This is a genomic window from Pseudogracilibacillus sp. SE30717A (assembly GCF_037071985.1).
GTDB lineage: Bacteria > Bacillota > Bacilli > Bacillales > Amphibacillaceae > Pseudogracilibacillus.
In genome coordinates this window covers 569,209-580,702 of sequence record NZ_JAXHDF010000001.1, presented here as the reverse complement: position 1 = coordinate 580,702, position 11,494 = coordinate 569,209, and the positions used below count along the sequence as shown (strand labels likewise).

At 36.3% G+C, this 11,494-nt stretch carries 10 protein-coding genes and 1 pseudogene; all 11 read right to left on the bottom strand.

What is annotated here, in order from left to right:
* Positions 1 to 397: 397 nt before the first annotated feature.
* The 11 genes and pseudogenes from lysS to tilS all read right to left on the bottom strand — a co-directional run bounded on the left by lysS (position 398) and on the right by tilS (position 11,482).
* Positions 398 to 1,879 carry a lysine--tRNA ligase gene (lysS, locus tag SPD48_RS02705; protein ID WP_336256509.1) on the bottom strand — a complete coding sequence of 494 codons (1,482 nt, stop codon included), beginning with the start codon at positions 1,877 to 1,879 and terminating at the stop codon, positions 398 to 400.
* A 221-nt stretch (positions 1,880 to 2,100) separates the two neighbouring features.
* Positions 2,101 to 2,271 (bottom strand): hypothetical protein, encoded by a 171-nt coding sequence (locus tag SPD48_RS19890; RefSeq protein WP_442962093.1) that lies wholly within the window; start codon positions 2,269 to 2,271, stop codon positions 2,101 to 2,103.
* A gap of 160 nt (positions 2,272 to 2,431) precedes the next feature.
* Complete coding sequence (gene folK, locus SPD48_RS02695) at positions 2,432 to 2,935, bottom strand: 2-amino-4-hydroxy-6-hydroxymethyldihydropteridine diphosphokinase (RefSeq protein ID WP_336256508.1); 504 nt, start codon at positions 2,933 to 2,935, stop codon at positions 2,432 to 2,434.
* Entirely contained in the window at positions 2,928 to 3,296 is a 369-nt protein-coding gene (gene folB / locus SPD48_RS02690; RefSeq protein WP_336256507.1) for a dihydroneopterin aldolase, read from the bottom strand. Before folB ends, folK begins: the two co-directional genes overlap by 8 nt.
* Positions 3,289 to 4,116, bottom strand: a complete 828-nt coding sequence (gene folP, locus SPD48_RS02685) for a dihydropteroate synthase (RefSeq protein ID WP_336256506.1) — start codon at positions 4,114 to 4,116, stop codon at positions 3,289 to 3,291. Before folP ends, folB begins: the two co-directional genes overlap by 8 nt.
* A 269-nt stretch (positions 4,117 to 4,385) precedes the next feature.
* Positions 4,386 to 5,309 (bottom strand): cysteine synthase A, encoded by a 924-nt coding sequence (gene cysK / locus SPD48_RS02680; RefSeq protein WP_336256505.1) that lies wholly within the window; start codon positions 5,307 to 5,309, stop codon positions 4,386 to 4,388.
* 80 nt (positions 5,310 to 5,389) lie between these two features.
* Positions 5,390 to 6,268 (bottom strand): Hsp33 family molecular chaperone HslO, encoded by an 879-nt coding sequence (gene hslO, locus SPD48_RS02675; protein WP_336256504.1) that lies wholly within the window; start codon positions 6,266 to 6,268, stop codon positions 5,390 to 5,392.
* 7 nt (positions 6,269 to 6,275) lie between these two features.
* A complete protein-coding gene (locus tag SPD48_RS02670; protein WP_336256503.1) occupies positions 6,276 to 7,055 on the bottom strand; it encodes a type III pantothenate kinase in 780 nt (259 codons plus the stop codon).
* A gap of 272 nt (positions 7,056 to 7,327) precedes the next feature.
* Positions 7,328 to 9,382, bottom strand: a pseudogene (ftsH, locus tag SPD48_RS02665) (ATP-dependent zinc metalloprotease FtsH).
* A gap of 140 nt (positions 9,383 to 9,522) precedes the next feature.
* The gene (hpt, locus tag SPD48_RS02660; protein WP_336256502.1) at positions 9,523 to 10,059 is read right to left on the bottom strand and encodes a hypoxanthine phosphoribosyltransferase; all 537 of its coding nucleotides are present in this window, start codon (positions 10,057 to 10,059) and stop codon (positions 9,523 to 9,525) included.
* A complete protein-coding gene (gene tilS, locus SPD48_RS02655; protein WP_336256501.1) occupies positions 10,049 to 11,482 on the bottom strand; it encodes a tRNA lysidine(34) synthetase TilS in 1,434 nt (477 codons plus the stop codon). The genes hpt and tilS overlap by 11 nt, the downstream gene beginning before the upstream one ends.
* Positions 11,483 to 11,494: the final 12 nt, after the last annotated feature.

The window sequence follows — 11,494 nt, the reverse complement described above, 5'->3', positions numbered from 1 at the left end:
ATTTCGCCACCTCTTGAAGAGGCAACTTTTATAGTTTAACACTTAAACGAATCAGTGTCAACAACTTTTTTAATTTATTTTTTCGTCGCCTCAAAACAGCGACTTTTATAATATAACATGTTTGCTTAATTATTGTCAACACTTTTTTAAATGTTTTTTAAATTTTCTTTAAAATACTTAATGTTGATGTTTAACTAAAAGTAACCTTGCTATATTTAAGATAAATAAGAACGGCTCCTTAGGCCGTAAATTAATATATCACACTTAAATTACAATTGCAATATATAATTTGATTATTTATCTTTATAAAATATTGCGAATAAAGTAGCAAATAAAAAACACATACAAAATAAGTTCTCTTCAATAACTTCTTGTATGTGTTTCTACTATATAATATTTATCTAGTTCTCATTTGCGGGAACAATAGTACATCTCTTATGGATGGAGCATTAGTTAATAACATAACTAGTCGGTCGATTCCTATTCCTAAACCACCTGTAGGCGGCATGCCGTATTCTAAAGCTTCCAAGAAATCTTCATCCATTAAATGTGCTTCGTCATTACCTGCTTCTCTTTCCGCCACTTGAGCTTCAAATCTATCTCGTTGATCAATTGGATCATTTAATTCGCTGAATGCATTAGCATGTTCGCGACCAACAATAAATAATTCAAACCGATCTGTGAAGCGTTCATCTTCTTTATTCTTTTTAGCAAGTGGAGATATTTCTACCGGATGTCCGTAAATAAAAGTAGGTTGAATCAGCTTCTCTTCTATCTTTTGTTCGAAAAATTCATTTACAATATGTCCATATGTCATAGACTCTGTAATAGTGACATCATGCTCTTTGGCTAATTTTCTAGCTTCTTCATCGGTAATATCCTTCCAAAAATCGACTCCGACATACTCTTTAATCGCATCTACCATATGAAGTCTTGTCCATTTCGGTTCTAAATCTACTTCATAATCACCATACGTTACTGTCGTAGAACCAAGCACTTTTTTTGCTATATGAGCGATCAAATTCTCTGTCAGTTCCATTATATCGTTATAATCTGCATAAGCTTCATATAACTCGATCATTGTAAACTCAGGGTTATGGCGAGTAGATATTCCTTCATTCCGGAAAACTCGTCCGATCTCATACACTTTCTCCATTCCGCCAACAATAAGACGTTTTAAATGTAATTCAATCGCAATTCGCATATACAATTCAATATCTAATGCGTTATGATGCGTCTGAAATGGTCTTGCTGCTGCTCCACCAGGAATAGTGTGTAACATCGGTGTTTCCACTTCAAGAAAACCTTGATCATCTAAGTAATGACGCATAGCAGAAATAATTTTACTTCTCAGTACAAAAACATCTCTACTTTGTTCATTAGTAATTAAATCTAAGTAGCGCTTTCGATACCGGAGTTCAATATCTTGTAATCCGTGGTACTTATCCGGTAACGGACGAAGCGATTTAGATAATAAAGCAAATTCTTTTACCTGAATGGATAGTTCACCAACATTAGTTTTAAAAATTAGGCCGGTGACTCCTACGATATCTCCAATATCAACTGATTTGAAAATCTCATAAGCATCTTCACCAATTTCATCTTTCCTTACATATAACTGAATCTGATCACTTGCATCCTGTATATGTGTAAATCCAACTTTCCCTTTGCCTCGCTTTGTCATTACTCTTCCGGCAATTGTTACAGATATCGCTTTCTCCTCTAACTCTTCTTTGGAAAGAGAGCTATACTCTTCGTGCAACTCTTTCGCAACGTTTGTCCGGCTGAACTTACCTCCGAACGGATCGATTCCTTGATCATAATATGATGCTAATTTTTCCCGGCGCACTTGCATATGTTCATTTAATTCTTCCGTCAACCTTATCACTCCATTATTATAACTTATCAACTCTTCTTACTTATACACGAACTGGAAACTACTTAACCATGTTTATATTAGCATATTTTTCTGCCAATAGCTTACGAAGCTCTCTTTCGTCTCTTCTTGTTCCTTATAAGGTCAATTAAAATTCACTTCCGGCACTCGTCTAGTTTCAAACAGATTTACTATTTCTAACCCGCAATTACCTTTTAACCCCTCTAAGTAACTTGAAGCACACTTTCTCGTTCTCCATGAATAGCTAGGTCATCTTTTCTAGCCGCTTCTATCAATGCTTCTTTTTCACTACCGAAGATCTGTAAACTCATCGGCATTTCTACTTCATCAATATATGACATATTCATCGTTTCAGTTAACAATCCCTTTATCACTATTCATTTCCGCATATACATGTCCAGCTCCAAATTATTTACCCGTCAATTTGAATGATAATTAGAAGCCCTCGTATCAGTGCTAAACCTACCTAATTAGGGATCGTGATATTTCCTATCTTAAACAGGCATTCACACTCCTTTTCTTCTATATATATAATCATTTTATTTTTTCCCATTTTACAACATCACTTTTTTCCTTTTCCGGTAAATCCGATAACAAATCACTGACCGGCATCCCTGATGTTGGCATGGATAGATCAGATGCAATTTCACAGAGCGGCACCAATACAAAAGCACGCTCATGAATTCGTGGATGTGGAAGCTGCAATATTTCTGAATACCTATATTCTCTATTATAGAACAAGATGTCCAGATCTATAGTCCGTGGACCATTCTTTATCGTTCGCTTTCGACCTAACTCTTGTTCAACTTCTTGGCATACTTTTAATAAATCGATACTCTTTAATGATGTGTTGATTTCAATTACCATATTTAAAAATGAATCCTGTTCTGTATATCCGACTGGAGCAGTTTCATAAATGGAAGACTGTTTTTCTAAATTAATTTTCGGATTACTTTCCAACATTTGAATAGCTTCATTTAAATACGTGTCTCTCGGTTCGATATTCGAGCCTAATCCAATATAAGCTATATTATTCATTATTACGCTCCCTGTATATTTCTACTGCTACAGATTCATAATGACCTTGAATTGGCGGATCCGGTTTTGTTACTTTAATTCGGCATGCTTCTAACGTTTTAAACATTTGGAATAAGGTAGCCGCCATCGTCTCTGCTACCGCTTCGATTAAATCTTTCGGTTCACCTTCCACAATCTCTTTAACGATTCCATATACTTCACCGTAATCAATGGAATCATTCATATCATCTGTCTTTCCAGCAGTCTCTAATGGAGTTTCGAGCTCTAAATCAATAATAAAACGCTGGCCTAGCTTTTTTTCTTCTGGAAAAACTCCATGGAATCCATAAAACTCGATCCTATTCAGCAAAATCTTATCCATTTAAGCCGACCCCTTTCAACATGGCGTCCATCATTTTTGCAAGCTCCACCGTCCGCTTCACATCATGTACACGTACAATTTGAACTCCTTTTGAAATTCCTAAACAGGTAGTAGCCCCAGTAGCAGTATCTCTTTCCTCTGGTGTAGCATCAATAATTTTTTCTATAAACGATTTACGGGAAGCACCTAAAAGCAATGGGTAATTTAATTGATGAAACTTTTCCAAATGTCTCATCACCTTATAATTATCTTCAGATTCCTTTGCAAATCCAATTCCGGGATCAAGGACAATGTTTTCATCTTTAACCCCGGCATCCTTTACAATTGCAATACTTCCATTTAAGTCAGCAATCATATCGTCAATTAAGGAAGAGTAATTTTTATCGTTCCGATTATGCATTAGAATAATCGGTACATTATATACGGAAGCAACTTCTGCCATTTTAGGATCCATTTTTGCACCCCAGATATCATTAATAATATCTGCGCCTGCTTCAATCGCTCTTCTTGCTGTTTCTGCTTTATACGTATCAATCGAAATCGGGATATCTAACTCGTTTTTTATTGCGCGGATTACTGGAATGACTCGATCCAGCTCTTCTTCCACATCTACCGGTTTATGATCAGGCCTTGTCGATTCTCCACCGATATCAATAATATCTGCACCATCCGCTTGCATTTTCTTCGCTTGTTCAATTGCTTTTTTAATCGACGTGTAATTACCTCCGTCAGAAAAAGAATCTGGCGTAATATTTAAAATGCCCATCACATGGGTTCTTTCTGTTAAATGAAGTATTTTTGTCTTTGTTTTTAAGTACATATTCTATCCTTCTCCTGCGTAAACTTGCACTAATCATTCTCTGTAAAAATTTCTTTTAAACCAGTTTAACATAAACAGAACAAACATTGATTTATTTTCACTTCAGAAAAAAAGAATTTTTATATGAAGGATTTCTCATTAATACATAATAACATCTATCTAGAGTTGGCGATCCTGAAAAAACGCGAACAAAGCAAAAGATCCGAATCAATTCAAACTAGATTCGGATCTTTCAATATAAGTAAAACATTCTTTATGTCTATATGAAATTATTCATCAAATTGGTAAAGTGCTGTTGATAAATAACGCTCTCCATTATCAGGAAGGATAGCCAATACCTTTTTACCTTTACCTAATTCTTTAGCTACTTTCTTAGCAGCAGCGATTGCCGCACCTGATGAAATCCCACCTAAGACTCCCTCTTTTTGGGCTGTTTCACGGGATGCTTCAAATGCTTCTTCATTTGAAATTTGAATAATTTCATCATAAATTTCTGTATTTAAAACTTCTGGAACAAATCCTGCACCGATTCCTTGGATCTTATGAGGACCTGGAGAACCACCAGACAATACAGGTGAATCAACTGGTTCAACTGCATATATTTTAACATCTTTAAAATGCTCTTTTAATACTTTACCGGCACCTGTAATCGTTCCACCAGTTCCGATACCAGAAACGAAACCATCGATACCATCAGGCATTTGTTTTACAATTTCTTCTCCTGTTGTGCGTGCATGCACTTGAGGATTTGCTTCATTTCTAAATTGTTGAGGCATAAAATAGCCATGTTCTTCTTTTAATTGCTCTGCCTTTTCAATGGCACCCTTCATACCGTTTGCTCCAGGTGTTAAGTACAGTTCTGCACCATAAGCACGTAGTAAGTTTCGACGTTCCTGACTCATTGTATCTGGCATAACAACTACCAATTTATACCCTTTAGCAGCTGCGACAAGAGCTAACCCAATTCCAGTATTACCACTCGTCGGCTCTACGATTGTATCTCCAGGTTTAATTACACCCTCTTCTTCAGCGCGTTCAATCATCGCCAAAGCAATTCGGTCTTTTACAGAACTTCCCGGGTTAAAAAATTCTAATTTTAAATATATATCTGCACTATTTTCATCAACTGTGCGGTTTAATTTAACAATAGGTGTTTCCCCAATTAAACCAGCAATATCATTTGCCACTCTCATCCTAATTCCTCCTAATTCACAGTAAATTTATAGGATTTATTTATAATATATCTTGCCCTCAAGGTTTTGTCAACTATTATTTAGTTCATTTTTTCCAAAAGAGCCTTTAATTCTTCCTCCGATAGATGGTACACTTCGTTACAAAAATGACATGTCGCTTCTGCCCCATGATCTTCTTCGATCATATTTTTAATCTCCTCTTTACCAAGACCTGCAATGGCATTTTCCATTCTCTCTTTAGAACATTTACATTGAAATTTTATCGGTACTCTTTCATGAAAAAGAATGTTTTCATCCGTAAATAGTTTTTCTAAAATTTGTTCTGGATTATTCCCTTCTCTGACGAGATTAGAGATTGGTGGGAAATTTTCAATTCGTTTCTCCAGTTTCGCGACAAGTTCGTCACTCGCGCCAGGCATGAGCTGAATAATAAATCCTCCTGCAGCTAATACAGAATGATCTGGATTAATTAAAACTCCTGCACCAACTGCGGATGGAATTTGTTCCGAGTTTGCAAGGTAGTATGTAAAGTCCTCACTAATTTCTCCAGAGATGATTGGAACTTGTCCAGTAAAATAGTCTTTCAATCCAAGATCTTTGACGACACTTAATGTACCTTCCTCACCTACTGCTCTTTTCACATCGAGTTTTCCTTGTACGTTTAGTTGAAAATCGACATGAGGATTAATGACATAACCTCGTACCTCCCCTTTAGCATTACCATCTGCTATGATAGCGCCTATAGGACCATTTCCTTCTACTTTTACCGTTAACGTATCCTCGCCTTTTAACATCGCACCCATTAAGGCTGTTATCGTAAGTGTGCGCCCTAATGCCGCAGAAGCAGTCGCCCACGTATCTTGTCTTTGACGAGCTTCTTCTACTAATGCCGTACTGCGCGCTGCATATGCACGTACCATTCCATCATACACAGTTGATTTCACAATATAATCTTGCATAAAAATTTCATTCCTTTGTTGTTTTATTTTGACAGTATATATAATACAACCCTTTTAAAGTAAGATGTGTTTCAATATGTTGAATCGTCTCGGACTCACCGGCAATTAACGATGCAAGTCCACCAGTAGCTATAATAGTAGGGTTATTTTTAGTCTGAGCTTTCATACGGTTCACTATTCCATCAACTTGTGCAACATACCCATAGTACACACCGGATTGCATTGCTTCTACGGTTGATTGCCCGATAATATTTTCAGGTCGTTCAATTTCGATTTTTGGTAATTTAGAAGCGTGGCTATATAAAGCATCCATCGATATTTTGATGCCGGGAGTAATAATACCTCCATGATATGCTTGGTGTTCATCTACGTAACAGAAAGTAGTTGCTGTTCCAAAATCAATGATTATCAATGGAGTATCATACATTTGAATAGCACCGACTGCATTTACAATTCGATCTGCTCCAATTTCTTTTGGTTGTGGGTATTTTATTTCTAAATATGTGTTCACTTGTTCACTACCTACTACCAATGGTTTAATATTAAAATAAATCTCACACATTTTTTCAAGTGCTTTCATAATTGGAGGAACAACTGATGAAATAATAATTCCTTCTATATCAGCAAAATCAATTTTTTTATAATCAAATAAAGACTTAATTAACATTCCAAATTCATCTTCCGTTTTATGTCGGTCGGTTTGGATTCGCCATTCATATTTTAATTGATTATCTTGGAACACCCCGAGAACGGTATTTGTGTTTCCGATATCCAGTACAAATATCATATTCCCTTCACTCTCCTCACACCAAACTATAAATTTAATATACCATATAGGCAGAATAATTATGAACGATTAGTCCTCCACATAACACAGATTTATACGATATTTAAACAACCCATATTCTATCTATTAAAATTAGCCGAAGTAAGAATATTATTTCGTAATCCAGAACTAGTGTAAAACGAGCAGGGTGAGAAGAAGGCTAAGCTATTCCATATCTTGAACCAATAAAAAATCCTTCCATTTATTTAAATGAAAGGATTTTTTGCTATAATTTATTCTGGTTTTTTTACGTCATCAACAAGGTCAGAAGAAGAATCTCCATCTTCATCATCTCGTCTGTTCGCTTTTTCTTTTGATTCTTCATAATTATCCGGCTCTGCATCTTCGTCTTTCGATGTGATATTCACTTTCACACCGTTTTCCTTAGAAGCTTGCAGTTCTTCGGTTTCAGCTTCGATTGGAACTTCTCCATCTTCTGTCGGAGAGGCCGGCTCAGGCATAACACCTTTTTCGAATAAAGATTTAATCTGATCTGCATCTAATGTTTCCACTTCAAGCAGTTTTTCAGCGATTAACTCTAACTTATCGCGGTTTTCTGTTAAAATTTGTTTTGCTCGCTCATAGCAATTGTTGATAAAGCTTTGCGTTTCTACATCAATTTCATGAGCAATAGCATCACTATAATTCTTTTCGCTATTAATATCACGGCCTAAGAAAACTTCGCTATTTCCACTACCATTAAATTGAGTAGGTCCTATTTTTTCACTCATACCGTATTCGGTAATCATTTTATTAGCAATAGCTGTAGCACGTTGGAAGTCATTTGATGCTCCTGTACTTACATGATCTCTACCGAAGATAATTTCTTCAGCAACACGCCCTCCAAGAAGGCCAGTAATTCGATCAAATAATTCAGGTCGTGTAACGATATAACGGTCTTCTTTCGGAAGCATAACTGCATATCCTCCAGCTTGACCTCGTGGCACAATTGTTACCTTATGCACCGTATCTGCATCATCTAACACCATTCCAATAACGGTGTGTCCACTCTCATGATAAGCGACAATTTTTCGTTCTTTCTCAGAAATGACTCGGCTCTTTTTCGCTGGACCAGCAATAACGCGATCAATTGCTTCGTCAATTTCTTCCATTGTAATAACTTTACCATCATGTCTTGCAGTAACTAACGCTGCTTCATTTAGTAAGTTTTCCAAATCCGCACCTGAAAATCCAGGTGTCCGCATTGCTATCGTTTTTAAATTAATATCTTCAGCAAGAGGTTTATTTCTTGCGTGAACTTTTAAGACTTCTTCCCGACCCTTTACATCTGGTTGGTTAACAGGTATCTGTCGATCAAAACGTCCAGGACGTAATAGAGCAGGGTCTAAAATATCTGGTCGGTTTGTTGCAGCAATCATGATAATTCCTTCGTTTGCATCAAACCCGTCCATCTCAACAAGAAGTTGGTTAAGTGTTTGCTCACGTTCATCGTGACCACCACCAAGACCGGCTCCACGCTGTCTACCTACTGCATCAATCTCATCAATAAAAATAATACAAGGGGCATTTTTTTTCGCATTTTCGAATAAATCACGTACCCGTGATGCACCAACCCCAACAAACATTTCAACGAAGTCTGAACCACTGATGGAGAAAAACGGTGTTCCCGCTTCTCCGGCTACTGCACGTGCAAGTAATGTCTTACCAGTTCCCGGAGGTCCTACTAACAATACCCCTTTTGGAATACGTGCACCGACTTTTGTAAATTTACGAGGGTCTTTTAGAAATTCAACTACCTCAACTAACTCTTGCTTTTCTTCATCTGCACCAGCAACATCTGTAAAACGGACTTTTGCTTTTTCTTCATTGTAAAGCTTTGCCTTACTCTTACCAAAATTCATTACCCGGCCGCCACCACCGCCGCCTTGGGCTCTTGTAAATATGAAGAAAAAAATCAAACCGATGATTAAAAATGGTAACATCATTGTTAAAAAGTTAACAAATGCACTCGGTTGCTCTTCTTGATCAACTTTTAAAACACTTTGTTCAGTTGCTTTTTCTGTAATCGTTGCAATTACATCTGTATTATCAGGCACTTGAACAATAAATGGTTGTTTATCTTTCTCAAGTACACCCGAGATTCATATAATTTTATTTTTCGGCTGCATCGTCATCTCTGCGATTTCACCGTTATCTAACGCTTGCATAAATTGTTGAACATTATATTCTTCAGCTTGCTCATTTTGTCCCTTGAACAAACTTATTACACCAATTAATACAAGAAAAATAAGTGCATAAAAAAGTATATTCCGAAAAATTCGGTCCATTTACATACCTCCTCCCAAGCGAGAAAACTATATTACATAGTAACATAGAAAAAAGTGTTAATACAACTAATTGCTCTTTCTAATTCTCTATTGTTACCTGTGATTTATCTACTCTTTTAACGGGTTATTTCACCCTTTAATTATTTATATATTTCAGGCTTCAATATCCCAATATAAGGTAAATTACGATACCTTTCATTGTAGTCAAGCCCATAACCTACCACAAACTCATTTGGTACCTGGAATCCCACAATATCTGCTTTAATTTTTGCCGTTCTACCCTCAGGCTTATCCAAAAGGGTGACAATCTTTACGGAATTTGCTTTCCGATACTTAAATAGATCTACGAGATAACTTAATGTTAAGCCACTATCAATTATATCTTCGACAATAAGTAAATCTCTTCCCTCTACCTTCGCATCTAAGTCTTTCAAGATCTTTACTTCTCCAGAGGAACGCATACCACTTCCATAACTGGATACATCCATAAAGTCCATCTCCACATGGGTATCAATCCGTCGGGAAAGGTCCGCCATAAACGGCGTTGCTCCTTTTAGGACACCGATAAGTAAGGGAAATTTACCTTCATATTCTTCTGTTAATTGTTTCCCTATTTCTGCACATTTATTTTCAATTTCTTCTTGGGTGATCAATACCTCTAGAATGTCATTCTGCATCCTTTTCCTCCTCTGTAATTTCGGCATTTGTTTCTCTATATTCAATTAATATATACCGTCTATGATCATTAGTTTCAGGTAATTCAGCTTTTCGTAGGCCGATTAACCACAGTATGTTGTTCCGACTATCAGTTAGTATGTACATATCCTCTCGTTCATGGCGAGGTATTTTTTCATCAATAAGAATATCCTTAATTTTTTTACTGCCATTTAGTCCTTCATAGCGCATCCGGTCTCCCGGTAATCTAGTACGTATGTGTAACGGAAAAGAAAGCTGATCCTCATTGCAGATAAATGTATACTTGCTCTGATTTTCTGTTGAGGGCTTTTCTATATAGGATATTGATACTATTGCACCGTTCGGCAATGTTATACATGCGGGGATACAATCAACTGTTTGATTAAAATCATGACTCCTTTTTTCCTTATCTTGAAAATAAAAATAAATCTTTTGATAAGATCTTTCAATAAAAAGGTTTTGTGGAAAATGAACAACCTTATTATTTGTATATTCGTGTAATAAATTCAAAAATATATCCTCATGCATATATGTTAATTGCTCAGGCACTTTATCATATAGATAGTCTAATGTTAATCGATATGCACGTCTTTGTAAAGGAACCGGTACCTCTTGAAAAAGTGGTAAATCAAGTGTAGCTTTTTTTTGGTTTCTATCCAGTTCAATTGTTTTTTCAACTGTTTTTATTGCTTCACTAATTAAAAAAGATTCATCTTCTTGCAACGATTCACTTAAGGATTGCATCGTTGTATGTAAACGACTATTTCTTTCCTTTAATTTAGGAACTATAGAACGCCGGATATCATTCCGCGTATAGGTAGTATCTTCATTTGTGGCATCAATCCGGGGATAAATCTTGTTTTCTTGACAGTATTGCTCGATCTCTTCTTTTGTCACACTAAGTAATGGACGAATAATTTTGCCATGACAAAAATCTCTTCTCAAAGGAATCCCTTGTAAACTGCTTAAATTAGTAGTTCTTGCAAGAGACATTAGCAATGTTTCAATCTGATCATCACCATGGTGACCAAGTGCCAAATAATCTGCTTTCCTTAATTTCATTTGTTCTGCAAAAACACCATAACGTAATTTTCTCGCTGCTACTTGAGTACTCACTTTATAATTACGTTTATATGATTTTACATCTACAGCAGCTGTAACGAATGGAATATTCCATTCCTGACAAACCTTGCAGACATATTCCACATCCTCTTCTGAATCGCCTTTCCGTAATTGATGATCCACTGTCACAGCACATAAATTTAAATTCCAATCCACTTTTATTGAATTCAAAAAGTGAAGCAGAGCCATAGAGTCAGGCCCACCTGAAACTCCTACGAGCACAGTGCTCCCTCTATCCAAAAGTTGATGAGATACTATAAAGTCTAACACCTTTGTTTTCATACATAATCCCAA

What these genes read in the sequence shown, in the direction of transcription:
- folP (WP_336256506.1), bottom strand. Translation starts at nt 4,116, where the DNA reads ATGTACTTAAAAACAAAGACAAAAATACTTCATTTAACAGAAAGAACC.
- folK (WP_336256508.1), bottom strand. Translation starts at nt 2,935, where the DNA reads ATGAATAATATAGCTTATATTGGATTAGGCTCGAATATCGAACCGAGA.
- hslO (WP_336256504.1), bottom strand. Translation starts at nt 6,268, where the DNA reads ATGCAAGATTATATTGTGAAATCAACTGTGTATGATGGAATGGTACGT.
- folB (WP_336256507.1), bottom strand. Translation starts at nt 3,296, where the DNA reads ATGGATAAGATTTTGCTGAATAGGATCGAGTTTTATGGATTCCATGGA.
- tilS (WP_336256501.1), bottom strand. Translation starts at nt 11,482, where the DNA reads ATGAAAACAAAGGTGTTAGACTTTATAGTATCTCATCAACTTTTGGAT.
- hpt (WP_336256502.1), bottom strand. Translation starts at nt 10,059, where the DNA reads ATGCAGAATGACATTCTAGAGGTATTGATCACCCAAGAAGAAATTGAA.
- SPD48_RS02670 (WP_336256503.1), bottom strand. Translation starts at nt 7,055, where the DNA reads ATGATATTTGTACTGGATATCGGAAACACAAATACCGTTCTCGGGGTG.
- cysK (WP_336256505.1), bottom strand. Translation starts at nt 5,309, where the DNA reads ATGAGAGTGGCAAATGATATTGCTGGTTTAATTGGGGAAACACCTATT.